The 26,052-nt window shown below is 48.0% G+C and carries 25 protein-coding genes and 1 tRNA gene; 22 read left to right on the forward strand and 4 right to left on the reverse strand.

From position 1 onward, the window contains the following. Positions 1-22: 22 nt before the first annotated feature. Positions 23-1,009, reverse strand: coding sequence for a ubiquinol oxidase subunit II (gene cyoA, locus ABD836_RS12560; RefSeq protein WP_344936445.1), 987 nt, complete (start codon positions 1,007-1,009; stop codon positions 23-25). Between the two features lie 151 nt (positions 1,010-1,160). Here cyoA and ABD836_RS12565 point away from each other — a divergent pair, with 151 nt between their 5' ends. From ABD836_RS12565 to ABD836_RS12655, 19 genes are all read left to right on the forward strand, one after another. Next, positions 1,161-2,474, forward strand: a complete 1,314-nt coding sequence (locus ABD836_RS12565; protein WP_344936447.1) for an MFS transporter — start codon at positions 1,161-1,163, stop codon at positions 2,472-2,474. A 248-nt stretch (positions 2,475-2,722) separates the two neighbouring features. Further along, positions 2,723-2,878 carry a hypothetical protein gene (locus tag ABD836_RS12570; protein WP_344936450.1) on the forward strand — a complete coding sequence of 52 codons (156 nt, stop codon included), beginning with the start codon at positions 2,723-2,725 and terminating at the stop codon, positions 2,876-2,878. A 637-nt stretch (positions 2,879-3,515) separates the two neighbouring features. Then, positions 3,516-3,704 carry a nitrate/nitrite transporter NrtS gene (nrtS, locus tag ABD836_RS12575; protein WP_344936452.1) on the forward strand — a complete coding sequence of 63 codons (189 nt, stop codon included), beginning with the start codon at positions 3,516-3,518 and terminating at the stop codon, positions 3,702-3,704. Then, a complete protein-coding gene (locus ABD836_RS12580) occupies positions 3,694-4,308 on the forward strand; it encodes an RNA polymerase factor sigma-70 (protein WP_344936454.1) in 615 nt (204 codons plus the stop codon). Before nrtS ends, ABD836_RS12580 begins: the two co-directional genes overlap by 11 nt. Positions 4,309-4,313: 5 nt before the next feature. Continuing rightward, positions 4,314-4,532 (forward strand): zf-HC2 domain-containing protein, encoded by a 219-nt coding sequence (locus tag ABD836_RS12585; RefSeq protein ID WP_344936654.1) that lies wholly within the window; start codon positions 4,314-4,316, stop codon positions 4,530-4,532. A gap of 298 nt (positions 4,533-4,830) precedes the next feature. Then, positions 4,831-5,784, forward strand: coding sequence for an arsenosugar biosynthesis radical SAM (seleno)protein ArsS (arsS, locus tag ABD836_RS12590; protein WP_344936456.1), 954 nt, complete (start codon positions 4,831-4,833; stop codon positions 5,782-5,784). Between the two features lie 276 nt (positions 5,785-6,060). Continuing rightward, positions 6,061-8,034 carry an FAD-dependent oxidoreductase gene (locus ABD836_RS12595; RefSeq protein WP_425583034.1) on the forward strand — a complete coding sequence of 658 codons (1,974 nt, stop codon included), beginning with the start codon at positions 6,061-6,063 and terminating at the stop codon, positions 8,032-8,034. A 59-nt stretch (positions 8,035-8,093) separates the two neighbouring features. Continuing rightward, positions 8,094-9,161 (forward strand): lipid A deacylase LpxR family protein, encoded by a 1,068-nt coding sequence (locus tag ABD836_RS12600; protein ID WP_344936461.1) that lies wholly within the window; start codon positions 8,094-8,096, stop codon positions 9,159-9,161. 27 nt (positions 9,162-9,188) lie between these two features. Further along, positions 9,189-9,992 carry a DUF547 domain-containing protein gene (locus ABD836_RS12605; RefSeq protein ID WP_344936464.1) on the forward strand — a complete coding sequence of 268 codons (804 nt, stop codon included), beginning with the start codon at positions 9,189-9,191 and terminating at the stop codon, positions 9,990-9,992. Beyond that, entirely contained in the window at positions 9,982-10,686 is a 705-nt protein-coding gene (locus ABD836_RS12610; protein WP_344936466.1) for a TIGR04283 family arsenosugar biosynthesis glycosyltransferase, read from the forward strand. Before ABD836_RS12605 ends, ABD836_RS12610 begins: the two co-directional genes overlap by 11 nt. Further along, complete coding sequence (locus ABD836_RS12615) at positions 10,683-11,336, forward strand: TIGR04282 family arsenosugar biosynthesis glycosyltransferase (protein WP_344936468.1); 654 nt, start codon at positions 10,683-10,685, stop codon at positions 11,334-11,336. The genes ABD836_RS12610 and ABD836_RS12615 overlap by 4 nt, the downstream gene beginning before the upstream one ends. Positions 11,337-11,616: 280 nt before the next feature. Further along, positions 11,617-12,051 carry a MauE/DoxX family redox-associated membrane protein gene (locus ABD836_RS12620; RefSeq protein WP_344936471.1) on the forward strand — a complete coding sequence of 145 codons (435 nt, stop codon included), beginning with the start codon at positions 11,617-11,619 and terminating at the stop codon, positions 12,049-12,051. A gap of 120 nt (positions 12,052-12,171) precedes the next feature. Continuing rightward, positions 12,172-13,053, forward strand: a complete 882-nt coding sequence (locus tag ABD836_RS12625; protein WP_344936474.1) for an MBL fold metallo-hydrolase — start codon at positions 12,172-12,174, stop codon at positions 13,051-13,053. 145 nt (positions 13,054-13,198) lie between these two features. Continuing rightward, the gene (locus tag ABD836_RS12630; RefSeq protein ID WP_344936477.1) at positions 13,199-14,239 is read left to right on the forward strand and encodes a methyltransferase domain-containing protein; all 1,041 of its coding nucleotides are present in this window, start codon (positions 13,199-13,201) and stop codon (positions 14,237-14,239) included. A 119-nt stretch (positions 14,240-14,358) separates the two neighbouring features. Continuing rightward, the gene (locus ABD836_RS12635) at positions 14,359-15,168 is read left to right on the forward strand and encodes a phosphate ABC transporter substrate-binding protein (RefSeq protein WP_344936480.1); all 810 of its coding nucleotides are present in this window, start codon (positions 14,359-14,361) and stop codon (positions 15,166-15,168) included. Between the two features lie 28 nt (positions 15,169-15,196). After that, positions 15,197-16,087, forward strand: coding sequence for a phosphate ABC transporter permease subunit PstC (pstC, locus tag ABD836_RS12640; protein ID WP_344936483.1), 891 nt, complete (start codon positions 15,197-15,199; stop codon positions 16,085-16,087). Then, positions 16,080-16,910, forward strand: coding sequence for a phosphate ABC transporter permease PstA (pstA, locus tag ABD836_RS12645; RefSeq protein ID WP_344936486.1), 831 nt, complete (start codon positions 16,080-16,082; stop codon positions 16,908-16,910). Before pstC ends, pstA begins: the two co-directional genes overlap by 8 nt. Beyond that, complete coding sequence (locus ABD836_RS12650; protein WP_344936489.1) at positions 16,910-17,743, forward strand: phosphate ABC transporter ATP-binding protein; 834 nt, start codon at positions 16,910-16,912, stop codon at positions 17,741-17,743. The genes pstA and ABD836_RS12650 overlap by 1 nt, the downstream gene beginning before the upstream one ends. A 4-nt stretch (positions 17,744-17,747) precedes the next feature. Further along, a complete protein-coding gene (locus ABD836_RS12655; protein WP_344936492.1) occupies positions 17,748-18,500 on the forward strand; it encodes a YiiX/YebB-like N1pC/P60 family cysteine hydrolase in 753 nt (250 codons plus the stop codon). 319 nt (positions 18,501-18,819) lie between these two features. Here ABD836_RS12655 and ABD836_RS12660 read toward each other — a convergent pair. Further along, positions 18,820-18,896: transfer RNA gene (locus ABD836_RS12660), tRNA-Ile, on the reverse strand. A gap of 264 nt (positions 18,897-19,160) precedes the next feature. Between ABD836_RS12660 and ABD836_RS12665 the strand changes: the two genes are divergently transcribed. The 3 genes from ABD836_RS12665 to ABD836_RS12675 are packed head-to-tail and all read left to right on the forward strand — an operon-like array spanning position 19,161 to position 23,610. Beyond that, the gene (locus ABD836_RS12665; RefSeq protein ID WP_344936494.1) at positions 19,161-21,032 is read left to right on the forward strand and encodes an adenylate/guanylate cyclase domain-containing protein; all 1,872 of its coding nucleotides are present in this window, start codon (positions 19,161-19,163) and stop codon (positions 21,030-21,032) included. 11 nt (positions 21,033-21,043) lie between these two features. Next, on the forward strand, positions 21,044-21,415 hold the full coding sequence (locus tag ABD836_RS12670) for a response regulator (protein ID WP_344936496.1): 372 nt from the start codon (positions 21,044-21,046) through the stop codon (positions 21,413-21,415). Continuing rightward, entirely contained in the window at positions 21,412-23,610 is a 2,199-nt protein-coding gene (locus tag ABD836_RS12675; protein WP_344936498.1) for an ATP-binding response regulator, read from the forward strand. The genes ABD836_RS12670 and ABD836_RS12675 overlap by 4 nt, the downstream gene beginning before the upstream one ends. A 25-nt stretch (positions 23,611-23,635) precedes the next feature. Here the strand turns inward: ABD836_RS12675 and ABD836_RS12680 are convergent, their stop codons facing one another. Continuing rightward, positions 23,636-24,115 (reverse strand): outer membrane protein assembly factor BamD, encoded by a 480-nt coding sequence (locus ABD836_RS12680; protein WP_344936500.1) that lies wholly within the window; start codon positions 24,113-24,115, stop codon positions 23,636-23,638. Positions 24,116-24,199: 84 nt separating this feature from the next. Continuing rightward, positions 24,200-26,014 carry an RNA polymerase sigma factor RpoD gene (rpoD, locus tag ABD836_RS12685; RefSeq protein WP_344936502.1) on the reverse strand — a complete coding sequence of 605 codons (1,815 nt, stop codon included), beginning with the start codon at positions 26,012-26,014 and terminating at the stop codon, positions 24,200-24,202. Positions 26,015-26,052 lie beyond the last annotated feature (38 nt).

Below are 26,052 nucleotides of genomic sequence, written 5' to 3' on the forward strand. Positions count from 1 at the left end.
CACGGTAATTGCACAAAAAAAGCTAGTGGGCATGGTGACCCTCGTCATGTGTTTTAGCTGTTGATTTTGCTGAACTTGGCGCGGCGGCGTCACTTTTGTGGTTGCCGTGGTGCTTCATCATATCCTTCATACACAGGGTGCCAGGCTCAACGCAGCGGTTGAGAATAGCGTCGTACAGTTCGGGCGCCACTTCGCGATAGTATTGAACGGGGTTGTACTCGCTAGGCTCAGCGAGTTCGGTGTATACGCTACGGCTGAGGACGTCGCCATCAGTTTTGACCTTGCTCACCCACTCGTCAAACTCGATCTCTGGCATGCCTAAGAATTTAAAACGCATGCCATTAAAGCCCGCACCAGAGTAATTAGCAGAGAAACCGTCGTAGCTACCGGCTTCATTGATGACCGCGTGTAGCTGGGTTTCCATGCCGCCCATGGCGTAGATTTGTCCCGCCAGGGCCGGAATATAAAAGGAGTTCATCATGGTGGTAGCAGTAATTTTGAACTTTATTGGCCGGTCCACGGGAGCAGCCAATTGGTTCACCGCGGCAATCCCGTACTCGGGGTAAAAGAACAGCCATTTCCAGTCCATGGCGACCACTTCAACAATAAGCGGCTCAACACCCTCTGGAACGGGGCGACCTTCGTCAATGCGATCAAGGGGGCGGTAGGGGTCGAGCTGGTGGGTGCTCACCCAGGTTAGTGCGCCCAAGGCGATAATAATGGCCAGCGGTGCAGCCCAGATTACCAGCTCCAAGTTAGTGGAGTGGTCCCAGTCTGGCGTGTAGGTGGCCTCTTTGTTGGATGCCCGATAGCGCCAGGCAAACAGCAGGGTCAGCACAATGACCGGAACCACGACGATCAACATGAGTATCGTCGCCCATACAATTAGCTTGGCCTGTTGCGCCGCAATATCGCCCGACGGCGACATAACCACGGTGTCACAGCCAGACAGCAGGGCCATTCCGATAGCGGAAACGAATATAGTGCGCAAAGTTTTAGAAATCGACATCGCCACTCGCAAGTCCAGATGTTAATAAGAAGACGCAGACTTTAAGCGAATTGGGCTTGGGAAAGAATTGGACAATTTGTCCTATGGCTGGCGTGGGGGAAACGGAGTAGTCTTTCAATAATTCATAAAACCTACGGATGAGCGCCGCACCATGGCCAGTACAACAAACTCTTCTCTCGCAGCTGATATGCAGACCCCAGCGGGTCACTCGCCAGTCGCCCCCGGCGAAATCGCCATTGGTGTGGTTATAGGTCGCGCCTCCGAACATTTTGACTTTTTCGTGTTTGGCATGGCCTGCGTATTGGTGTTTCCGAGCGTATTTTTCCCCTTTGCCAGTACCTTAGAAGGCATGCTTTACGGTTTTGCTATTTTTTCTATGGCATTTGTTGCGAGACCCTTCGGTACCGCGCTGTTTATGAATATACAGCGCCGCTGGGGTCGCAGCGTAAAACTCAGTACCTCATTATTCCTGCTGGGCACGGCTACCGCCGGAATCGCGTTTTTGCCGGGATACGACTCTCTGGGTGGAACTTCAATTTTCTTTCTTGCCATATTCCGGATTTTGCAGGGTTTTGCCTTGGGCGGTTCTTGGGATGGCCTACCGTCTTTGCTGGTGCTTAATGCGCCGCGTGCTAAACGCAGCTGGTATGCAATGATTGGTCAGCTCGGCGCCCCAATTGGTTTCCTTATTGCGAATTTATTATTTTTCTACCTGATTCGTAGTGTTAGTGCAGAAGACTTTCAAGCCTGGGCATGGCGTTATCCCTTCTTTGTGGCCTTCGCCATCAACGTAGTGGCACTGTTTGCGCGCCTGCGTTTGGTGCTTACCGAAGAGTATACGGCTGCATTGGAAGAGAGCGAACTGGAGCCTATTAGTACTAGCGAAATGCTAGAAAAGCAGGGGCCAAATATTTTCTTGGGTGCCTTTGCCGCGCTGGCAAGTTATGCCTTATTCCATATTGTGACTATCTTTCCGCTGTCGTGGATCTCGTTGAGTGAGTCTCAATTAATTGGTAATGTTCTGATTGTTCAGGTGTTCGGCGCTTGTATCGGTATTATTGCTACCGTCGCTTCCGGCATCATTGCTGACCGCATTGGTAAGCGCACCACGGTATCGTTAATGGCTGTGCTTATTGGTATCTTTGCATTGTTTACACCAATGCTGATGAGCGGCTCTCCGGCAATGCAAGACACCTTTATTTTAGTGGGTTTTGCGTTACTTGGTGTTTCCTACGGCCAAGCATCCGGTACCTTAACGGCCAACTTTGAACGTCGATTCCGCTACGCTGGTGCCGCATTAACCTCCGATTTTGCCTGGTTATTTGGCGCCGCCTTTGCGCCCTTAATTGCCTTAGGTTTGTCGGTACATTTCGGCTTGATGGCGGTTAGCTTGTACTTGATCTCTGGCGCACTGTGTACATTGTTGGCGTTGCGTATTAGTAAGCACATGGAAGCTGCGGATTGAGTCGTTCGCTCACGTTTTAAAATAGATCTGCGTAACGACAAAAGGTGGATGTTTTGCATTCACCTTTTGTCGTTTTGTGTGGCAGATAATCCTGCGGCGTTGAGTGCTAGGCTTCGTCACTTTGTCTAAAAGCAAATTAGCTGTTTTCATTAACTCTATAAGATCTGCGCACCCACAGCGCTACGCTGGCACCGCTGATGTTGACAAACTACTCTGATCGGCGTATTCATAGAACTAAGAGCCGAAAAATGGTAGCTGAAATTATGCCCGTCGAAATAGTAATTACAGCTGCGATTCTAGCGTTATCAATGACCATTCTGTTCTTCTATCATAAGTCGGATGATAAGCGGCGGTGGGAGCAGTTAATGGCTCAAGCTGCCAATGATCACGATGAACTCGATTGAGTGATCAGATAGCATATCGATAAGACCTCCTTTTTGGGGGCTTTTTTTTGCCTGTAGCTTACATCCTAAATACCATCGTCGCGCATGTGCGTAGGTATTTCGCCCAGCCAGAACTTTACGATTGAATAGGTGATATGGACTAGGCTCTCCCTATACTGAAAAGCGTACATGGGGTTTACACGGTGTTATCTACGTAAGTCATTGCTGTGGCTGAAGAGTAACTAATGGAAATTGAAATTATCACTGGTGAAGACGCAAGGCGCGCTATTAAGACAGCTAACGAACTTATTGATAAGAGAATTATTTGTTCTGTATGCTGTAATAATCATAATAGTCACAACGACTAATCAGCAGAATGGCTCTCTAAGGTCCGGGCCAATAAGGGAATGTTCGAACGATTATATTTCTCAGTCAGCTCAAATGAAGTCTTATACAAGCAAAGAAATTACACGGGGGCTGCCGAAACCAAGTCGGCTAGATTAAGTTGAGTTGCTAGTAACGACGTAGCAAAAGTCAAAATATCAGTTTTTGCTATGGTCTTCTTTACATTAATTTTGCTAGTGCAAAACAGTCGACACTTAGTGGGTGGCACTCAAAGATGAGAAGTTTCGCGAAAATATTAGTAAAGCGTCGCATTATGATCAATGCATTTCGCGTCTCACTAGTGGTTGGTATTCTGTTGAATGCAATCAATCAGGGTACGCAGTTCATTAACGGCCTAGATATCATCTGGGGACAAGTGGTTCTAAATTTTGTCGTTCCATATTGTGTAGCATCGTATAGTGCAGCGATGAATGATATTGAGAGTAGAAATAATGATGGATGAGACAAAGTTGGCAGCTAGGGAGGACGTCTCGGGTATCTCAAGCTTAACAGACCCTATTTTCCTTCAAGACTTACGTACTCAAATGATAAAATTTGCCAACTTGCAGCTAGGAGACAATGCTTTAGCAGAAGATGCAGTGCAGGAAGCACTCATTGGTGCTCTGAAAAATGCACGATCGTTTAATCGGCGCGCCGCTTTAAAAACCTGGGTTTTCGCAATTCTCAAGAATAAAATTACCGATGTACTTCGAAAGAGAATGCGAACCGTCGAGGCAAGCCGAAAACTTCCCGATCAGGAGGGGAATCTTGATCAACTATTCGATGCCAAGGGCTTTTGGCATGATGATGAACGGCCTGCGTCCTGGTCTCAGCCAATGGAATCCGTTAAGAACGACCACTTTTGGCGAGTATTTGAAGTCTGTTTGAGTGATCTACCGGAAAGGCAGGCTCGTATTTTCATGATGCGGGAGTTTCTTGAACTCGATAGTAAAGAGATTTGCGATTCATTGGATGTTAGCACTAGTAATCTCCATGTCATGCTGTACCGGGCACGCTTGGGATTACGTGAATGCTTGGAAAATCACTGGTTTGTTACAGGAGAATGAATATGATGAACTGCCAGCAAACCACACGCCTGCTTTCTGATGCGCTTGAGCGAGAGTTGTCTATAAAGGAACGTACTTCACTAAAAGTTCACACTATGATGTGTTCTGGCTGTCGAAATTTTGGCAAGCAAATGGGAACGCTGCGAGGACTGACTCATGAGTTCGCAAAAGGGGGGCTTAGTTCTGAAAGCCCAGCTAGTAGCGATAGTGATCTAGAAAAATAGAAGGCCACACTGATGAGTGAGTTGTAGTAATTCGACCATCATTCTAACTTTTTAGCGCAAGTGGCCATCATCCGCCGTTATAAATATAACGCCAAGCTCTACAAAGTTCTTCCCGTCCAGATATTTCATAAACTAGCTTTAAGTAGCCTCGCTGAGGCTTGCAGAGGAATAATTTCTCAGTTGCGGGTCAATCCTTGTCCATCATAATAATAAATTATCAGTTTGGCGTAAGAAATCGCCGTCTCATCACGACTACCTTAATACACTATATTGTTAATTTTAATTGTTGGAGAGTCTGATGCGTGATGTCCTACCCCTTTTGGAGCTTACTGACTTTCCGGCCATTTATCGCAAAAAAATAGAAACCTTACAAGTCAATCTAGGCTACAAATGTAATCAACGCTGCCTGCATTGCCATGTTAATGCAGGCCCTCATCGCAAGGAAATGATGGACAGAGCAACTATAGAGCTAATCGTACCTACCCTAAAGTCTCATGGTATAAAAACATTGGATTTAACCGGAGGTGCACCTGAGATTCACGAAGATTTTCGTTATCTGGTGGCCGAGGCACGAGCGGCAGGCGTACACGTGATTGACCGCTGTAATCTTACCATTTTGTTTGAACCCGGCCATGAAGACCTTGCTGAATTCTTGGCAGAGAATCAAGTGGAGGTAGTCGCGTCTCTGCCTTGCTATTCATTAGAGAACGTAGACAAGCAGCGTGGCGACGGCGTCTTCGACAAAAGTATTGCTGGCCTTAAAAGACTCAACTCGCTGGGTTACAGCAGGGCAGATAGTGATTTACGTCTAAACCTGGTTTTCAACCCTCAGGGCCCCTCGCTGCCACCTGACGAGCAGGGCCTAGAAAATGACTTCAAACGAGAGCTCCTTGCGCACTTTGGCATTACATTCGACCATTTGTACGCATTAGCAAATATGCCTATCAAGCGCTTTGGTTCAACACTAATCTCCAAAGGCCAATTTCATAGCTATTTGAAATTATTAAAAGACAATTTTAAACAAGAAAACCTTGATCAAGTCATGTGCCGCTCCCTACTGAGTGTTGATTGGCAAGGTTATTTGTACGACTGCGATTTCAATCAACAGTTAGCGCTGCCTTTGGCTGGAGGTAAGCGCCAGCATTTGAGTGATTTGTTGGACAATAATCTCGAGGGAATAGCGATTGGTGTAGCAGATCATTGCTTCGGCTGCACTGCTGGGCAGGGGAGCAGTTGCGGCGGCGCACTATAGCAAATTCAATAGCTGGCGAATTGTAAAGCGGTTCGCTAAAGCAAGTTACCACTACGAGAAAATATAATGAAGAAATTAGTATTACTCGCTGTAATAGCCGCACTAGTCATAGTGTTTTTCTATTTCGACGCCGATCGATTACTCACATTGGAGGGATTGAAAAACGGGCTATCACAATTTGAGTCTTGGCGCTCAGCGCGCCCAGCGCTAGTCGGGGGGGCATTCTTACTGTTTTACGTTCTGGTTGCCGCGCTATCGCTTCCTGGTGCGGTCATTATGACCCTAGCAGCTGGCGCATTGTTTGGATTGATGTGGGGTACCATTATTGTTTCCTTTGCCAGCTCTATCGGCGCTACGTTGGCATTTCTTGTTTCTCGATATTTGTTAATAGACACCGTTCAAAATAAGTTCGGTGATCGGCTCAAATCTATTAATGAGGGCATTCAAAGGGATGGTGCATTCTATTTATTCACTTTGCGCCTAGTACCCGTGTTTCCTTTCTTCCTAATCAATCTATTAATGGGATTAACAGCTATTAGAGCGGCTACATTTTATTGGGTTAGTCAGTTAGGAATGTTAGCAGGCACATTGGTTTTTGTTAATGCAGGTACGCAGCTTGCTCAGCTCAATAGTTTGTCAGGAATCTTATCTCCTTCATTGCTGTTGTCTTTTGCATTAATAGGAATTTTTCCTCTCATTGCGAAGAAGGGCTTGGGCGTTATGCGAGCAAGACGTGTTTACGATGGTTATCAAAAACCTAAAACCTTTGACCGGAATCTGATTGTTATTGGTGCCGGTGCGGGCGGCCTTGTGTCGGCGTACATCGCCGCTGCTGTCAAAGCAAAGGTTACGCTAATAGAAGCCCATAAAATGGGCGGTGATTGCCTTAATTACGGTTGCGTGCCAAGTAAGGCGTTAATTAAAAGCGCAAAACTAGCGAACCAAATGCGGAATGCTGGGCACTACGGTCTCGATGATGCCATTCCTAAATTTTCATTTCGCAAAGTGATGCAGCGCGTACACGAGGTGGTCGCCAAGGTTGAGCCACACGACAGCGTTGAGCGTTATGAGGAACTGGGTGTTGAAGTGATCCAAGCATATGCCAAGCTAGTAGACCCATGGACAGTAGAAATCAAACATAGCGATGGCCGCGTGCAGCATCTAACTAGCCGCGCGATCGTGTTAGCGACCGGAGCAAGTCCATTTGTACCGCCTCTTCCAGGACTTGACGATGTGGGCTATGTCACCAGCGACACTATGTGGGATGAATTTGCCAAACTCGATGAGGCGCCAAAGCGATTGGTAGTCTTGGGAGGAGGGCCCATAGGCTGCGAACTTGCGCAAAGTTTTGCGCGCTTGGGCTCTGAAGTCATTCAGGTCGAGATGGCTCCTCGAATCATGATGCGTGAAGACGAAGAAGTTTCGGAGCTAGCCAAAGCTTCACTCGAACGAGATGGTGTCACCGTTCTCACTCTGCATAAAGCGTTACGCTGTGAAAAGAACGGCGAAAGTAAGCACCTTATTGTAGAGCACGATGGTGTAGAAAAAATCATTGAATTCGATGCTCTCCTTTGCGCTGTTGGTCGTGTAGCAAGGCTGAGCGGCTTCGGTCTCGAAGAGCTAGGGATCGAAACGAACCGCACCATTGTGACTAATGAATACCTAGAGACGGGGTATCCAAATATATTTGCCGCTGGTGATGTCGCTGGTCCGTATCAATTTACACATACCGCTGCCCATCAGGCGTGGTATGCCGCGGTGAATGCCTTATTCGGTCATCTAAAGAAATTCAAGGTCGACTATAGGGTCATTCCATGGACGACTTTTCTTGATCCTGAAGTGGCGAGGGTTGGGCTCAACGAACAAGAGGCAAAAGAAAAAGGCATAGCTGTCGAAGTGACTCGCTATGGTTTGGATGACTTAGATCGCGCAATTGCCGATGGCGCTGCCTACGGGTTTGTGAAGGTACTAACGGTGCCCGGCAAGGATCGGATTCTTGGTGTAACGATTGTGGGTGAATATGCCGGTGATTTGATGGCTGAATTCGTGCTAGCAATGAAGCACGGTCTCGGCCTCAACAAAATTCTGGGGACGATCCATGCTTACCCGACGTGGGCGGAAGCGAATAAGTATGCCGCCGGCGAGTGGAAGCGAGCACACGCGCCACAGAAAGTGTTGTTATGGCTTGGTAGGTACCATACGTGGCGTCGAGGTAGCCCAAGTAAGACTGCGAAGGTATCAAAAAACTAGCTGCGAATACTTGATATACATCACCGATTTGAGTTGGCTCTCAAGCTAAGGATACAGATATGAGAAATATAACTATCAGTAAGGCACTCATTTTTGTGGTATTTCCCTTGGTTAATTCGGTAATTGGCCAGGCCGACGAGTATCGGGAGAAAGAGCCAGTAACCATGTCGCTCTATGTCGACAATGATTTATTCACGGGAAACAATAAGGATGAGGATTATACAGGTGGTTTCGCCGTGACCTTTTCAGGTGAGGACGCCTCAAGGCATCCTTTTTCTATAGATATACCTCTGGCATGGATTAATAATGTCGCTCGGGTTCATGATTTATTGGGTCTAAATGATGCAGGTGTTAGTCAAACCTTACACAGCTGTGAAATCGGTGTCGCCGCCTTCACCCCAACAGAAAAAACCGATAGAAACCCTATCGCCGACGACCGGCCTTATTCCAGCCTGATTTACCTCGCTAACACTCAGCAAAGCATTAGTGCTGATTTAAAAAACGCCGTAATTACTAGTCTATCTATCGGAATAATGGGGCTCCCGATAGCCGGTGACATTCAAAATGGCATTCATAGCGTCATCGGCTCTGACCGTGCGGAAGGTTGGGATAATCAGATATCGGATGGTGGTGAACCAACCATTAAATATTCAATGGCATTTCAACAGTATCTAGACACCTCCAATGAGAATATTCAAATCACCACCTCGACCGGCTTGAGCCTAGGCTACATAACAGAGGGCACCGTGGGCATTAGCTTACGCACAGGCATAATAAATACCCCGCGCTGGAGCTTCAATGTCCCGAACAGTAATTATGGCGAGAAATCGAATATTACGCTTCCTACCAGCCGGTCTTTGAATGAAGTCTATTTTGTAGCAGGTGCAAATATAAAGTTAAGAGCTTACAACGCATTTATCCAAGGCCAGTTTCGCGACAGCAAGGTGTCATATTCATCCAGAGAAATAGAGAATCTTGTTTACGAAGGTTGGGTAGGATTGGGGTGTGAATTTAGTTCTGGAATAAGATTGAATTATCTCGTTCGCCATCAATCGAGTGAATTGAAAACCGGGCTAGCAGACCGTGATTTTACCTATGGTGAGTTAGTAACTAGCTATAAATTCTAAGTACCGAGAAAATTATTGGAGATACAGATGAGAATGTTGAAAATACGCTGGTTTATTTTTATTGCAATTCTTTCAGTAAACCAAGCGGCATTCGGCCAAAATATCGACCATGAGTTGTGGGGCAAGTTGCTTAACAAAAACATAATTTCCGATAATGGCGGACGATCAACACAAGTTGACTACGACGCAATGATGAATGATCGTAAAATTATAAAGGATTATCTAGATACGCTTTCTACCGTTTCTGAAAACGAATTTTATAAGTGGTCAAAACAAGATCAATTGGCATTTTTGATTAATGCGTACAATGCATCGACTGTAGAGTTAGTTCTGACTGGGTGGCCGAATCTGAAATCGATCAAGGAGTTGGGTGGTTGGTTTAGCTCCCCTTGGGAAGTTGAATTTGTATCTTTGCTGGGTAAAACTCGTTCACTTGACGATATAGAACATAACTTGATTCGAGGGTCTGGACGTTATAACGACCCTCGCATTCACTTTGCAGTCAACTGTGCGAGTATCGGGTGTCCTGCCCTGCGCGCCGAGGCCTATATTGGCAGTAAACTCGACGAACAGCTACGCGAGCAAACCAATCTGTTTCTAAGTGATCAAAGACGTAATCGTGTGGAAAGCTCTACAATACAACTTTCATCGATATTTAAATGGTATCGCGAAGATTTTGAGCGGGGCTGGAAGGGGTTCGACCGGTTAGAGGAGTTCTTACTGGCTCACGCTGACGAAATGGCGATTACAGCACCCATCGCGCAAAAGCTGAAACTAGGTAAGGCCAAAATCGAGTTTATGGATTACAACTGGCGCCTCAATGAAAAGTGATGAGCCTCAAATTTATCCGCTACCCCCAGTGCTCTCCATCATCGTTCCGATGCTCAATGAAATCGAGCAATTACCTGAATTAATGGCCCATTTACTCCAATGGCAGCGACGCGGCCATGAGGTATTGCTCATCGATGGCGGAAGCAGTGACAATTCTGCAAGTGTAGCCAAAGCCCTAGGGTTCAAAGTTTTTCATTCACATTGTGGTCGCGCAATACAAATGAATGCCGGTGCGGCTAGAGCGAAGGGCTCGGCCCTTGTTTTTCTACATGCCGATACGCGGATGCCTCTGGATGCTGATTTACAGATTATTGAAGCCTTGAAAAAACGCTCCTGGGGTCGCTTCGACATTCAATTGTCTGGCGATAGATGGATGCTTCGTGTCATCGCATTCCTTATGAACCTTCGTTCAAGGATCAGCGGAATCGCGACAGGTGATCAAGCCATCTTTATAGACCGAACCACATTTTTTGCTACTGGTGGATTTCCGGAACAGCCCTTGTTGGAAGACATCGAGATCTCCAAACGGCTCAAGCGACGCGGCCGGCCACAGTGCCTTCAGTCACGGGTGACCTCCTCCGGACGTCGCTGGATAGCCTTTGGCGTTTGGCCCACCATTTGTTTGATGTGGCGAATTCGTTGGGCATATTGGCGAGGGACTTCTGCTGACCAATTGGCTAAGGAATACCAATGAATAGTCTTATAGCCGCCCCCAAATACACCGCGTTATTAGATACATCGATACGAATTGTCATTTTTGCAAAAGCGCCATTACCTGGATTTGCAAAAACCCGACTAATCCCCTCCTTAGGTAGCGATGGAGCCGCTAATCTCGCGAAGACTTTACTGAAACATACCGTCGATCAGGCACTTGGATCCAATGTAGGCACCGTGGAGCTTTGCGTGACTCCCTCGTACGACTGCGCTATATGGAAATCAATGGGGCTCCCCGGCAATATCCAGTGGTCGAATCAAGAGGATGGCGACTTGGGCGATCGCCTTATGCGAGCCGCCCGCAGAGTAACAGCTAATCATGAAGCCATATTATTGATAGGCACAGACTGTCCTGATCTAAGCGCGGAACGCATTCGGGATGCAGCGTTAGCTCTCCGGGAGAATGATACGTGTTTAGTACCCGTAGTAGATGGTGGTTATGCCTTATTGGGCCTCAACCATTTTCTACCCAACATATTCACTGGTATCCCATGGAGTACAGCGAGAGTTGCTAATCTTACCCAGAAGGAAATTCTTGATAGCGGGCATACTATGATGATGCTTCCTAAACTTCATGACATTGATGAACCAGGGGATTTACAATATTTGCCAGATAAATTCAGATGTTAACTAGAATTGCTAAATATTTAATTTCTTGGGTGACGTAATTATTATTAATTTTCTAAATTTGAGGGTAGCTAATTTTGATGCACTTTTACGGAAGTGATGAGGGCGATCATCTGAGTTTAGAGCGAATCCAAGAATTTTCTTGGCAGCAAATACAAGTTGAGGCATGAAATTCGCGACTTTCTTAAAAGAGAATGTAGTAATCAGAATTAAATTATTGTCTAGCTACAGATTGATTGGCATATGTTAGTGCCGATAATTATTAATCATAGGAGTAACACCGATGAATTCCAGCGCTTCGATTACAGATACTTTGCAAAAGCCATTGTCTCGTTCATTGCTCATGTTAAGGCTTGGCGTCTTCGTGGTGATGCTGATGTGGACACTCGACAAATTTTTTAATCCAGCTCATACCAGTAAGGTATTTTCCGGCTTCTACGGCATTGATTGGTTGAGTCATAATATCTCGTACGTGATTGGCGCTGTCGAACTTTTGCTGGTGCTCGCATTTGTGGCGGGGCTTTGGCGGCGCTGGACATATGGTGCGGTGTTGTTGATTCACGCCATTTCAACTTTCTCATCTTACAAGATGTACTTGCCTCCTTTTAACAATCTGCTGTTCTTCGCCGCATGGCCTATGCTTGCTGCATGCCTTGCCCTGTATTGGTTGAGAGATTGGGATACATTGTTCACGCTTCCTTTAAAGCATAAAGATTAATACGCCACGCCATAAAATTGAAAATCGCTAATGTGTTGCGATAAGACTGATGCACAGCGGGAAATTATTTCAGCCTGCTGTACCAATTTTACAATCAAACTTACTATTAATAGGATTGTGATGAAAAGTAAAATTGCAATAATAGGTCTGCTACTGTTCATGGCCGAATTTGCTTTAGGAAGCTTAGTAGAAGCAGATAATGATTATAAAATTGAGAAGATAAAAGGTGATGTTTATCGGTTTGTTGACGATCGACATCGCTCGGTTTTTTTGGTCACTCGTGAAGGGATAATACTTACAGATCCGCTTAATTCCCCTGCAGCGCATTGGTTGAAGATAGAATTGAAAAAGCGTTTTAATCTGCCAGTGAAGTATGTAATTTATAGTCACAATCACAGTGACCATATTTACGGGGCAAATGTTTTTAATGATCCAGGAACCATATTTGTTGCACATGAGTTAGCGGCGCAAGATATTAGGAGGACTAAAGCCGACACGGTTCAGCCAACAGTAACGTTTAAGGACGGCATGGTTATTTCATTGGATGGCCACTCCGTTGAACTTAGGTATCACGGGCCCAATGACGGACGGGGCTCTATTAGCATGTTGTTTCAGCAGGAGAAGCTGGTCTTTGTTGTGGATTGGATTGTAGTTGGGAGAATGCCTTGGCAGAAACTTTGGAGTTATGACATACAGGGTATGATCAACTCAACTGCGGAAGTTCTTGAACTTGACTTTGATGTCTTCGTCGGCGGACATGCAGACATTGGTAATAAAGCTGATGTTCAGCGATACCTACGCTACCTTGAATCGCTCTATAGCGCTGTTATTAACGGCATTCACGCGGGCAACAGCCTAAAAGAGCTACAGAAAAATATAAAGTTAAGTGAGTACAGCGACTTCAAACAATTCGAGGAATGGCTACCGCTCAACATTGAGGGCGTATACGAGCGACTAATGGAAGAGTCCGGCATGGGCTGGAGGCCAGATATTAAACATTAATATCGATCGTAGCTAAGGATATACACCCTCTAATCTATCTGCTTATTCAATGTGTAATAAAGTGCGCTTGCCCAACGACTAATATCTAACACGCATCTAATCATGCGAATGCCTATTAGAAATTTTCAGTTGGAGAATAATCGCTATGCACGACGTTGTTCAAGAATATTACGGTAAGCAATTACAAAGTTCGGCCGACCTAAAAACCACGGCGTGTTGCGATGTCAGCAGCATGCCCGAATGGCTTAAGCCCTTACTGTCGCGCATACATCCTGAGGTACTGTCTCGATATTACGGCTGTGGGCTGGTTTGCCCGCCATTGCTATCGGGGGCTCGGGTGCTAGACCTAGGTTGCGGTTCTGGGCGCGACGTCTATGCTCTCGCTCAGTTGGTTGGCGCCGATGGTGAAGTGATCGGCGTAGACATGACTGACGAGCAACTAGAGGTAGCTAAAACGCATCAAAACTGGCATGCAGATACCCTTGGTTTTGATAATGTTCGCTTTATTAAAGGCTATATTGAAAAGCTTGATGAATTAAATCTCGAGCCCGGATCCTTTGATATTATCGTATCAAATTGTGTTGTGAATTTATCGCCTGATAAGTCCGCAGTATTGGAAGGGATTCACCGACTACTTAAGCCGGGTGGTGAGTTCTTTTTCTCAGATGTTTATGCTGATCGACGGGTTCCCGCTGCGATACGAGAGGATTCGGTGTTGTACGGCGAGTGCCTAGGTGGCGCACTATATTGGAATGATTTTCTAAGTATTGCTACTCTCGCCGGTTTTGCTGACCCCCGCCTAGTGGAGGATCGCCCACTCGATATTACCGACGCCGGGCTCGCTCGAAAAACGGGCAATCTACAGTTTTTTTCAGCGACATACCGTTTATTCAAACTTAATGAACTGGAGAGCGCCTGTGAGGATTACGGGCAAGCGGTTATTTACAAGGGCAGTATTTCAAACAGCCCTCACCGTTTTGTTCTGGATAAACATCATGTTTTTGAGCTGGGTCGTGTGTTCCCAGTATGTGGTAATACTTGGCGTATGCTTAAGCACACGCGGTTTGCCGAACACTTCACCTTTATCGGCGACTTCACGCGGCATTTCGGTATATTTGAGGGCTGCGGTTTGGCAATACCATTTGACTCAGCAAAATCGCCATCAGAGGCTAGCCCATGTTGCTAACGGCAAGCTTGCATCGCTTAACTGGAGCGTAATGTAAATGCGATTTCCCGTCACTTTTTGCCAGTGTTTTAGGCCGGTTACTACTATAAATGGGCCGAAAAAATCGTCAGGACATTGTTATGCTTAAATCCCTTATAAGTCTTATTTTTGTATTAAGTGCTGTCGTAAGTACGCCCGCCGCTCACGCCGAAAATAAGCGATTGATATTAACGGGGTCAAGCACGGTTGCTCCGCTCGCAGCGGAAATTGCCAAGCGTTATGAATCACAACATCCTCGGGTAAGGATTGATGTCCAAATGGGCGGATCGGCGCGCGGTATCAATGATGTTCGCGGGGGATTAGCTGATATTGGTATGGTATCGCGTGCGTTGAAGGAATCTGAACAAGATCTAAAATCATTCCTGATCGCCATGGATGGTATTGGTGTTGTGCTCCACAAAAGCAATACTATTACCGCCTTAAGTGATCAGCAAATCATCGCGATTTACACTGGTAATATTCGCAATTGGGAGCAGCTCGGCGGGCCGGATAAGCCAATCACAGTGATCAATAAAGCCGAGGGGCGCTCGACCCTAGAGCTATTTCTTCAGCACTTTTCTCTGAAAAATAGTGAGATTAAAGCGCATGTGATAATTGGTGACAATCAGCAGGGTATCAAAACGATCGTGGGCAACCCCGGCGCTATTGGCTATGTATCAATCGGTTCCGCCGAGTATGAAGTAGCCCGCGGCACCGCGATAAAATTACTCCCTATGGCAGGTAATCCCGCCACTGTCGAGGCGGTAGCGAAGGGGCATTACCCATTGTCGCGGCAACTTAATCTGGTGCTGAAAACTGAGCCGTCGGGGTTGGCTAAGAATTTTATTGCCTATGCACAATCAGCTCACGTCAAAGATTTGGTCGAATCACAATTTTTTGTGGCACCGTGAATGATAACGTCGAGAGGTATCGATAGCGATGATGTTCAAGGCCAGTAGCAGTCGGGCCGACCGGCGGCTTAATGCACTGCTGCTTTTGTTAACTAGCGGTACTGCCTTGCTGTTGGCGCTTATCATGCTATTTTTGCTGAACGAATCCTGGCCGTTTCTTATCAGTTGGTGGCGTAACGGTGGATGGCATGATTTCTACCAACCTCAGGGTTGGTATCCGCTGGAAGGACGTTTTGGAATGTCGCCGATGATTTTGTCGTCATTGGCGGTGACCGTTGGTGCCATCACTCTAGCGCTACCACTCGGTTTAGGGAGTGCTATTTTCTTACAGTTTTACGCGATCTCGCCGTTTGCACAGAGTTTCCGCCTGTTACTCAATTTGCTAGCGGGAATCCCTTCGGTGGTTTTTGGCTTATGGGGTTTAACGCGGCTGGTGCCACTTATCACAAGTTGGCAACCACCGGGGGCTTCGCTTCTGGCTGCAATATTGGTGCTGTCCTTGATGATTCTACCAACGATTGCGCTTACCAGCGCATCGGCATTGGCGAGTGTCTCCAAAGACTTAGTGACTGGCAGTATGGCATTGGGGCTTAGACGTAAGACGTGGATTATTAATGTTCTAATTCCAGCGGCGAAAGTCGGAATAAGCCGCGGTGTACTCTTGGCCACAGCGCGCGCACTGGGCGAAACCATGGCAGTAATGATGGTCGCCGGCAACGTGGTACAAAATCCAATAGGGCTGTTTGAGCCGGTACGTGTTCTCACCGCAAATATTGCATTGGAAATGGCCTATGCCATGGGAGACCACCGCGCTAGCTTGTTCGCGTCGGGCTTGCTGCTAACGTTACTGGTTTGGCTGTTATCGTGGACGGCCCACCGGATGAGTAACTCCAGCAAGGGGGCGAATCTCAATGGCTGATCGTCTATTTTCTTACCTTGTTTTTGGCTGCGCGTTATTGGTGGTGGCACTATTATTTTGGGTGTTGGGTGATGTCGTAATAGAAGGTAGCAGACATTTCTCATGGCAATTTTTGTACTCTGCGCCTGCAGATGCAGGGCGTAGCGGTGGCATTGGTCCAATCCTCGTATCCACCTTGTGGATCTTGCTAATTGCCTTAGGCCTAGCGCTACCTTTGGGGCTAGGGGTGGCTATTTGGCTGTCGGAATTTGCCCACCAAAATAGTCATTTTGCTAACGGTATCGGCATTTCACTGGACATTCTCGCCGGTGTTCCCTCCATTGTGTTTGGTTTATTTGGTAACGCTTTTTTCAGCATCTATCTCGGCCTAGGATTTTCGCTGTTGGCAGGTGGGCTAACCTTAGCCTGTATGATTCTGCCGGTGTTTGTGCGTACCTGCGAGTCCGGTTTGCGTGCTGTCAATGATGATTGGCGGCGCGGTGCTTTGGCGCTGGGAATGAGCCGAAGTGCAGCTATCGCGCACATTCTGTTACCGGTAGCTCGCCCTGCGATAGTGGCCGGCCTTATTCTCGGTATTGGCCGTGCTACCGCAGAAACTGCTGCACTGTTATTTACCAGCGGTTACGTTGATCGCATGCCTGGCTCACTCTTAGATTCTGGCCGCGCGCTGGCTGTGCATATCTACGATTTATCTATGAATGTCACTGGCGGTGATGGCGCGGCATACGCCTCGGCTTTGGTGTTGGTTGTTCTTATTATTACCCTCAATACTTGGGCGCAAAGTCTTGTAGACAGCTGGTTCAAACGGAGGTTGCTTAGCTAATGAATCGACAAATTCCAAGCCCTTATACACTGGGGGATGTCGCGCTTGGGGTGCCCTGCTGCGTGCCCGAAGCTCACCTACAGGTCAAAGATGTTTCCGTGAGCTACGGCGGAAAAAAGGTACTATCTAATGTCTCCCTCGATATTTACAAAGGCTGTATTACCGCATTGATAGGTCCGTCCGGCTGCGGAAAAACTAGCTTTCTCTCTACCTTAAACCTACTTACCGATCACTCTGAGAATGCACATGTCACCGGGCAGCTGCTGTTCGATGACCAAGACTTGTTACGTGACCCAGTTGACAAACTCAAACTTCGTCGCCGTATTGGTATGGTTTTTCAGAACCCTAATCCCTTTCCCTTATCCATTTGGCGTAACTTGGAGTTACCACTGAAAGAGCACGGTGTGCGAGACCGTAAGACTCGCCAAGTGAAGATCGAGCAGGCACTGAAAGACGTGGGGCTTTGGGATGAAGTTCACGATAGATTGGCGTCCCCAGCGTTAGCCTTGTCCGGCGGCCAACAACAACGCCTCTGCATTGCCCGCGCTCTGGTATTAGAACCCGAAATTCTATTAATGGATGAGCCCTGTAGTGCTCTCGACCCTATTGCGTCCGGTGTAGTAGAGGAGCTTATTTTACGTCTGAGAGGACGTTATACCGTGGTGATAGTCACTCACAATCTGGCGCAAGCTCGCCGCCTAGCAAATTACGCTGGGTTTTTCTGGATGACTGAGCGGGTTGGAAAGCTGGTTGAATTTGGGCAATGCCGAAATTTGTTCGAGACGCCGATACACGCATTGACGGCCGCCTATATTTCGGGAGCCAAGGGGTAGTTTCATGAATAATTTTTTGTCGATACTCGGGAAACTACTCGCTCGCTACTTGAACCATAGCGTGCACCAACACGGCATCATACCCCCGCAGTCCTCCGATCAACTACTTGCCACATTGCAGCCAGGTGATGTCCTGTTGGTAGAGGGTAATCGGCGGGTCAGTACTGCAATTAAATACCTTACGCAATCGACATGGTCACACGCCGCTTTGTTTATTGGCTCAGATCACGGTTACGCTGTGCCGACTGACCACTATTTTATTGAAGCCGATACTCTCGCTGGCGTACGTACGATTGGAATCGAGGAATTTGGGGGAATGAATACGCGTATCTGTCGTCCGCTTGGCCTTTCCTCGCTAGATTGCCATCGCGTTATCGACCATGCCATGGCACAACTAGGCCATCAATACGACCTGCGTAATGTGTGGGATCTGGCGCGCTACTTGATTAGCACTCCGCCCGTTCCTCAGGCCTACCGGCGACAAATGATTGCGCTAGGCTCTGGTGATCCTTCTCGGGCTATTTGTTCGACACTGATTGCCCAAGCATTTCAATTTATACGCTATCCCGTTTTGCCTATTATGGAGAGCCGATCGGTTGATTCCCCGCTGTGTCCTGGCTGTGTAAAGGAAGTGATGCATATTCGGCATCATAGCTTGTTCGCACCCCGTGATTTCGACATCTCTCCCTATTTCCAAGTAATAAAAGTGGGCTTGGATACCGATTTTGATTTCAGAAGCTTACCGTGGGCCGATTAACGTTAAACACCACTCGGTTTACTTACGGTTTAATATGCGTCGTAGAGTTGCACTGCTTGAGAATCAAATGATCTCATGGTGGGCGTATGGTTTTAGGAGCTTTGAAAATTATCGATTACGAGTGCTGGTCCACCGCGGGTGGGACGGGATTATAAATGGGGTTTGATGAGTGCCATCCCCTTTAATGGGGTGGAGCCGTAGAGTCGAGCCATCGGTTTCCGCATATAGCGGTCAAACTATGCTTCTATAGTAACCATAGTTTGGCCATTCCGGCCAATCTATGCTTTCAGGAACATGTGCCGGACGATTGCAAGAAAAATGGTGGGCCTTCCCAGACTTGAACTGGGGACCTGCCGATTATGAGTCGGATGCTCTAACCAACTGAGCTAAAGGCCCATTTTTCTTGTGCTTGTTACTGATGACCAAGGCTAAATCATAGATTCAGGCGATGCATGCAGTTAAGCGACGGTGGTCTGATATCACGCCGTGACGTGCCCACCGGAAAAACAGCGCGCATTATAATGCTCGGAAGCACGGTTGGCCAGTGCTTCCTTTCGCACTTGTGTGACGGAAGTCTTTGAGATGCCATGCTATTTTTGTGCTTAAGTAAGATATAAGTGCAATAATTGCACAGACACTGACTCGTTGAAGGAAATGACTTTGGACGATAAAGAGCGCATTTTTAAGGCTTATCTGGATGATAAGCGTCAGTCTTTGCAGGCGCCATTGGCGTCGGTAGCGGCGTATACCGAGTCTTTGCTGGAATTGCCGGCAATTACGGGTGATGGTGCGATGTTTGCGGATGCCCAGCGCATTGCCCGAGCAGCGGCCGAAATGCTGGATGTGTTACAGGTTGTGTCAACGCTGACAGTGACCTCGCAAACTGAAATAGCACGCTTGCGCCATGATTTACGCAATGCCATTGGTTTGGTCGATGGCTATAGCGAGATGCTAGTCGAAGATTGTGAGGTAGCGGATGCCCAGGCTTTTTTGAGCCAAATTCGGCACCAATCGCGGCTTTTTCAAGAGCGTTTGGACGGCTTTTCACTGCAACCAACAGAGTCCGCGAAAACAGATCCGATCACTGCGATGTTCCAGAGTTTTAAACGGGGCATTATTCGCGATGATCGAGACCATCTTACGGGCAGTATTTTGGTTGTGGATGACAACGACAGTAGTCGCGATTTATTGGCCCATCAGCTGCAGCGACAGGATCATATGGTGATAGAAGCCGCCAGCGGCGCGCGTTGTTTAGAGGTGATGCGCAGCGCCAGCCCAGATTTGGTTTTACTCGATCTGGTGATGCCCGATATGAATGGCTATGAAGTATTACAGGTGATTCGTAGTGATGAAGCGCTGCGCAGAATTCCGGTGATCGTTGTTAGCGGTATGCAAGATGAAGAGGGCGCAGTGCGCTGTATAGACGCTGGCGCGAGTGACTACTTACTTAAACCGGTGAATGCCACTTTGCTGCGGGCGCGAATCGGCGCGCTATTAGAAACGAAACGCTGGCAAGATCGAGAGCGCGAGTATTTGGCTGAGCTAGAAAAGAGCCAGCGCTTCATTCGTAAGGTGTTTGGTCGCTACTTGTCGGATGAAATTGTGCAGCGGCTGCTAGATGACAATAACGGCTTAAGCATGGGCGGTGAGCGCCGTACCGTAACGATTCTAATGGCGGATATTCGTGGTTTCTCCGCGATTAGCGAGCAGCTGGCACCTGAGCAGTGTGTGCAATTACTCAACAATTACCTAGGGGTGATGACGGAAATTATTCAGCGCTATCGTGGTACGGTCGACGAATTTGTTGGTGATGGCATTTTGGCTATTTTTGGCGCGCCGGTTAAAGATCAAGATGATTGTGATCGCGCTCTGGCCTGTGCACTGTCGATGCAGTTGGCGATAAAAGAGGTTAATAGCCGCAATCGTCGCGACAACTTGCCTGAGATTGCGATTGGCATTGGTTTGAATACGGGTGACGTGGTGGCCGGTAATATTGGCTCAGAACTGCGCTCTAAATACGGTGTGGTTGGTCATAATGTGAACCTTACTGGCCGTATTGAGTCCTGTACTGTTGGTGGGCAGATATTGGCGTCGCCCGCCACCGTGGCAGCGGCGTCGCTGGAAGTGTTAACGGGCAAGCGCGTTGCTGTTGATCTGAAAGGTATGGCGGAGCCGTTAGCGCTAGCTGAGATACTTGGTGTCGGTTTGCCCTATGACCTCTTGCTGGATTCTGTACAAACCCAGTGGCAGAACGTTGCCCCGCCAGTCGAATTACGATTAAGCCTGATGAGCGATAAGCAAGTCGCTAGTACTCAATTGGCGGGCTTGCTGGTGGCAGTGGCAGGTGAGCAGTTGCGTTTGCAAAGTACACAGCCGTTGCCGCTTTTGGCAGACGTGCGCGTTGAGGGCTTAGTTGAGAGCTGTTACGCGAAAATCACTGATAAGCAGGACGACGACTACATCTTAACGGTGACCTCGGCTACCGCAGCGTTACGAGACGAGTTTCGCAAATTACCAAAACATAGCGCTTAAGCGAGAGATAGATGCCAAAAGTATTGCTGGTTGAAGACAATGAAATGAATCGCGACATGTTAAGTCGACGATTACAGCGCAAGGGTTATGAGGTTGTGTTGGCCGTTGACGGCCAACAGGGCATTGATCTTTGTCGGGCTGATCCACCGGACATTCTTTTATTGGATATGAGCTTGCCGGTAAAAGATGGCTGGCAAGTCGCCAGTGAAATGAAAGCAGATAGCGCCTTGCGTGATATTCCGATTATTGCCCTGACCGCCCACGCCATGGCTGATGATCGTCAGCGCGCGCTGCAAGCGGGTTGTGATGATTATGATACTAAGCCAGTTGATCTGCCGCGCCTTTTGACCAAAATTCAGCGCTTATTAGGGCAGGTGGAATGAGTTTTACGCGTCGGCTGACTTTTTCCTTTGTCGCTATTTTAGTGTTGTCTTTGAGTAGTGTGCTTATTCAGGTATGGGGTAATGACACTCGTCGGCGCAATGTATGGCTATTGCAGCATGTGATTCGGACCCAGTCTGAGCTCAATGATTTTAGTCAACGTATGTACGGTACCCATCGCAAAATTTTGGTGGTTGATGCCTTGTCGGACTCGGGTGTGCAAAACCGGATTACTGAGTCGGAGCAGGAGGAGTTGCTTAGCACCATTGATGCGTTATTAGCGTTAGAAATCGAGCTAAACGGCGATTTGCAGGAGTATTTGGAAGATGGGCGTTATCAGTATTTAGATGCGCAGCTACTCTTGCGCCGCTGGCGGCAGTTCCTTGAACTTGGTCATGAGCTGGATACTGCCATGGCTCAACGCGAATATGAGGCGTTGAGCGGGAGAATAAGTGCGAATGAATGGTATTTGCTGACCCGCTCAGACGAGATTAACGTTGGCCTGCGCAATGTGGTCAGTATGACCAACAAGGTCGCCTTAGGGGTGTTTTTACTGGCCTTGGTCACCACGTTTATTCTTGGCTATTACATGACTCGCTACACCCGTCGCTCGATTCGGCAGCTGCAAAAGGGCACGTCGGAGTGGGGCAGCGGTAATCTCGATTACAGTATTGGTGATATGGGGCACGATGAATTTGGTCAGCTGGCAAAGTCATTTGATGATATGGCGGCAAACCTGAGAGAAGCCATGGCGAGCGTTAGGGAGGCGAGCCGTCGCGCCGACGCTGCGAATCAGGCGAAAAGCGGTTTTATGGCGAATATGAGCCATGAATTGCGTACGCCAATGAACGCAATTATTGGTTATTCAGAAATGCTGCTTGAGGATATAGAGGACGAGCCGGAAATGCCTGTCGAGCAGCTTCGTCCCGATTTGGCAAAAATTCAGCTCGCGGGTAAGCATTTGCTGACCTTGATAAATGATGTTCTCGATATTTCCAAAATCGAATCTGGGCGAATGGCGGTGTATTGGGAAGATGTCGCGCTGGAGGACATTCTGCGTGATGTTGAGGTGACAATGGCGCCGCTAATGGCAAAGAATGGCAACACGCTGCATTGTCATTTTGAGCTGCAAAGTGAACTGATTCGCACAGATGTGACTCGCCTGCGCCAAATTATTTTAAATCTGTTGAGTAACGCCGCCAAATTTACCCGTCAGGGTGAGGTTCATCTCGATGTGTCTGAGCAGCTTGTTAATGGTCGCTCTTACCTTATGGTTGAAGTGCGTGACAATGGTATTGGTATGAGCGCAGAGCAACTTGAACGCGTGTTTGACGCTTTTGTTCAGGCCGATTTATCGACAACCAAACAATATGGTGGCTCTGGATTGGGGCTGACAATATCGCGAAAATTTGCCGAGCTGTTAGGCGGGGCAATTACCGCTAAAAGTGAGCCGGGTAAGGGGTCAGTGTTTGAGCTGAAACTGCCTTTAGGTGCGCAGGAACTGGGTTTAACCACCGAATTCGACGGCGCGACGATGGGTGACGTCCTGGTTATAGACGATGATCCTGCGGCATTGGAGTTGAGCGCCAGAACCTTGATAAAGGCTGGGTATCGGGTGCATTTGGCTAATTCCGGTTTAGAGGGGATGCGTATGGCGCAAAGCCAACGCCCAGATGTGATATTGCTCGATGTGATGATGCCCGGAATGGATGGCTGGCAAGTCCTACATAATTTACGCAGTGATCCGGCATTGTCAGATGTGCCTGTGCTGATGCTGTCGATGCTAAATGAGCGCGATCTCAGTTTGCTGCTCGGCGCGAATGAATATTTAGTAAAACCGGTTGATAGTGCGACGCTAACGGCGGCGGTACATGAGCTGCTACCGGCAACCGCGGTGGGAAATTTATTGCTACTGGAGCAGGGTGACACTCTGGCCAAACCAATTTCACGCCTTCCCGGTGCGGAATATTGGAAGATTTACCACTGTGTAGACGTGGCTAATGCCAAGGCTTTATTGAAGGATTTGCCGTGGCAATTGATTGTGGTTGGACCGCATTCTGACACCGAGGCGGTGGCGGATTTGTTGTCCTACTTGCGCAAGGATTATGGTCGCAAAGTGCCGATCATGGTGGCGCAGACGGAGTCCGATATTCAGAGCTTGTGCGCTCAATTGGGGGCGTATTTGAATCGGAGTTAGCGCGGTTATTTTAGCGTCGGCGGGCTTACTGTAGGCTAAGCTGCCGTAGTTTTTGAAGTGCGCGCTGCAGTGCTTGGGTTTCATTGTATAAGGATTGCTGCTTTGTTTCGGCAGCTACTCTAGCTTCGCGCTCAAGGGTGAGGTGCAGGCTATTTTCTAGATTCAGTTTTAAACTGAGGCTGAGTAGTTTTAAACTGGTATTACCTTGTGGTTTGCGTAGGGCGCGCTGGTAAAATGCATCCAGGGCCTTGGTTGCCAACTCGATGTTCTGATTCTGTAAATGCAGTAAGCATAGGCCTGCTAACGCTTGTTGGCTGGCAAGTTCGCTGTCGCTGTTCAGCGCAGCTTCAAAAGTTTTTTTTGCCGATTGATACTGTTGATTTTCAATCTGCTGCAGGGCCGCAGATAGCGTGTCGCTGTCTGGTTTTTGGTACTCGGTAGGCGTCTGGCAGCCACTAATGAAAAGGGCGCTAAGTAGGGTAAGGCAGGGGAGGCGTGCTGACATTAATCTGTTTTCCGTGTGAGGTACTTAAATCACTCGGTATTGAGTTTGTGGCCGACGCGAATATCGCGTCGGCCACAACAGATCTTACTCGTCAAGGAAACTGCGCAAGTGGTCCGAGCGAGTCGGATGACGCAGTTTACGTAGGGCCTTGGCTTCAATTTGACGAATTCGCTCGCGGGTAACGTCAAACTGTTTGCCGACTTCTTCCAAGGTGTGGTCGGTATTCATGTCGATACCAAAGCGCATTCTAAGCACTTTTGCTTCACGAGCGGTCAGGCCCGCTAATACGTCTTTGGTGGCTTCACGCAGGCCTTCGCCTGTTGCCGATTCTATCGGCGAGGAAATTGTGCCGTCTTCAATGAAGTCACCTAGGTGCGAATCTTCGTCATCGCCGATTGGGGTTTCCATTGAAATGGGTTCTTTGGCAATTTTCAGTACCTTGCGAACCTTGTCTTCTGGCATTTCCATGCGCTCGCCAAGTTCTTCTGGCGTTGGCTCGCGACCCATCTCCTGAAGCATCTGCCGGGAAATACGGTTGAGCTTGTTGATAGTTTCGATCATGTGCACAGGAATACGAATAGTCCGCGCTTGGTCGGCAATTGAGCGGGTAATTGCCTGACGAATCCACCAGGTGGCATAGGTCGAGAATTTATAACCACGACGGTATTCAAACTTATCTACCGCCTTCATCAAGCCGATGTTGCCTTCCTGAATTAAGTCGAGGAACTGCAAGCCACGGTTGGTGTATTTTTTGGCAATCGAAATAACCAAGCGCAGGTTGGCCTCTACCATTTCTTTCTTGGCGCGGCGGGCGCGAGCCTCACCGATGGATACCCGGCGGTTAATTTCTTTTATATCGGAAATAGTCAGGTCTTGACGCTCTTCAATATAGGCAATCTTGTTTTGGATACGGCGAATAACGTCGTTGTAATCGGCTAGCTTGGGGTGTTTCTTAAGTAGCTCGTCGGCCCACTTAAGATTGGCCTCATTGCCCTGAAAGCTGCGAATAAATTCTTTGCGATCTATGCCAACACTCTTGACACAAATACTCATGATTTCGCGTTCCATAGAGCGTATTGAGCTCAGAGTGGTGCGAACTTCTTCAATGAGTGGATCGAACATTGCAGGGGTGAGTTTAAAGTATTTGAAAATCTCACCAAGCTCATTCAATTCTTTTGCGGTTTGCTTGCTGTAGCGGCCATGTTCAGCAATTGACGCTTCTACTTTGTCTGACTGCTCTTGCAGGGCAGAAAAACGGATGCGCGCTTCTTCTGGATCGGGGCCAGAAACAGCTTCGTCTTCGTCTTCGGTGTCGGCGGTTGTATTGTTTGCTTCCGCGGCTTCCGCGGCGGCTGCAGCCTGCTGCTGAGGCGATTGCACATTTTCAGCGGGATTCAAGTAACCGCTCATAATGTCGCCAAGGCGGCGTTCTTCAGTGGCTACTTTGTCGTACTGAGCCAAAATACCGGTGACGACGCCGGGGTAGTAGGCTAGCGCTGCCATGACTTCCCGAATGCCTTCCTCGATACGCTTGGCGATAACAATTTCGCCTTCGCGGGTCAGCAGTTCAACTGTACCCATTTCACGCATATACATACGAACGGGGTCAGTGGTGCGGCCCGTTTCAGTTTCTACGGCGGCCAAGGCGGCAGCGGCTTCAGCTGCTGCGATATCATCCGGCGAATCGCTGCCCGCCATGATCAGGGTATCTTCGTCAGGTGCGTGTTCAAACACCTGAATACCCATGTCATTGATCATCTGAATGATTTCTTCGACCTGATCCGGATCAGAAATATCTTCTGGGAGGTGGTCGTTGACTTCAGAGTACGTTAGATAACCCTGCTCCTTGCCTTTGGCAATGAGTTGTTTGAGTCGCGATTGATGCTTAGAGTCACTCATTCTTTCAAATTACTCGCTAGGTGCAGGTGAAAAATTAG

The sequence above is a fragment of the Zhongshania borealis genome, from assembly GCF_039539625.1.
GTDB lineage: Bacteria > Pseudomonadota > Gammaproteobacteria > Pseudomonadales > Spongiibacteraceae > Spongiibacter > Spongiibacter borealis.

Coding starts and splice junctions, on each gene's coding strand:
- cyoA (WP_344936445.1), bottom strand. CDS start 1,009: ATGTCGATTTCTAAAACTTTGCGCACTATATTCGTTTCCGCTATCGGA.
- ABD836_RS12565 (WP_344936447.1), top strand. CDS start 1,161: ATGGCCAGTACAACAAACTCTTCTCTCGCAGCTGATATGCAGACCCCA.
- ABD836_RS12570 (WP_344936450.1), top strand. CDS start 2,723: ATGGTAGCTGAAATTATGCCCGTCGAAATAGTAATTACAGCTGCGATT.
- nrtS (WP_344936452.1), top strand. CDS start 3,516: ATGATCAATGCATTTCGCGTCTCACTAGTGGTTGGTATTCTGTTGAAT.
- ABD836_RS12580 (WP_344936454.1), top strand. CDS start 3,694: ATGATGGATGAGACAAAGTTGGCAGCTAGGGAGGACGTCTCGGGTATC.
- ABD836_RS12585 (WP_344936654.1), top strand. CDS start 4,314: ATGAACTGCCAGCAAACCACACGCCTGCTTTCTGATGCGCTTGAGCGA.
- arsS (WP_344936456.1), top strand. CDS start 4,831: ATGCGTGATGTCCTACCCCTTTTGGAGCTTACTGACTTTCCGGCCATT.
- ABD836_RS12595 (WP_425583034.1), top strand. CDS start 6,061: ATGACCCTAGCAGCTGGCGCATTGTTTGGATTGATGTGGGGTACCATT.
- ABD836_RS12600 (WP_344936461.1), top strand. CDS start 8,094: ATGAGAAATATAACTATCAGTAAGGCACTCATTTTTGTGGTATTTCCC.
- ABD836_RS12605 (WP_344936464.1), top strand. CDS start 9,189: ATGAGAATGTTGAAAATACGCTGGTTTATTTTTATTGCAATTCTTTCA.
- ABD836_RS12610 (WP_344936466.1), top strand. CDS start 9,982: ATGAAAAGTGATGAGCCTCAAATTTATCCGCTACCCCCAGTGCTCTCC.
- ABD836_RS12615 (WP_344936468.1), top strand. CDS start 10,683: ATGAATAGTCTTATAGCCGCCCCCAAATACACCGCGTTATTAGATACA.
- ABD836_RS12620 (WP_344936471.1), top strand. CDS start 11,617: ATGAATTCCAGCGCTTCGATTACAGATACTTTGCAAAAGCCATTGTCT.
- ABD836_RS12625 (WP_344936474.1), top strand. CDS start 12,172: ATGAAAAGTAAAATTGCAATAATAGGTCTGCTACTGTTCATGGCCGAA.
- ABD836_RS12630 (WP_344936477.1), top strand. CDS start 13,199: ATGCACGACGTTGTTCAAGAATATTACGGTAAGCAATTACAAAGTTCG.
- ABD836_RS12635 (WP_344936480.1), top strand. CDS start 14,359: ATGCTTAAATCCCTTATAAGTCTTATTTTTGTATTAAGTGCTGTCGTA.
- pstC (WP_344936483.1), top strand. CDS start 15,197: ATGATGTTCAAGGCCAGTAGCAGTCGGGCCGACCGGCGGCTTAATGCA.
- pstA (WP_344936486.1), top strand. CDS start 16,080: ATGGCTGATCGTCTATTTTCTTACCTTGTTTTTGGCTGCGCGTTATTG.
- ABD836_RS12650 (WP_344936489.1), top strand. CDS start 16,910: ATGAATCGACAAATTCCAAGCCCTTATACACTGGGGGATGTCGCGCTT.
- ABD836_RS12655 (WP_344936492.1), top strand. CDS start 17,748: ATGAATAATTTTTTGTCGATACTCGGGAAACTACTCGCTCGCTACTTG.
- ABD836_RS12670 (WP_344936496.1), top strand. CDS start 21,044: ATGCCAAAAGTATTGCTGGTTGAAGACAATGAAATGAATCGCGACATG.
- ABD836_RS12675 (WP_344936498.1), top strand. CDS start 21,412: ATGAGTTTTACGCGTCGGCTGACTTTTTCCTTTGTCGCTATTTTAGTG.
- ABD836_RS12680 (WP_344936500.1), bottom strand. CDS start 24,115: ATGTCAGCACGCCTCCCCTGCCTTACCCTACTTAGCGCCCTTTTCATT.
- rpoD (WP_344936502.1), bottom strand. CDS start 26,014: ATGAGTGACTCTAAGCATCAATCGCGACTCAAACAACTCATTGCCAAA.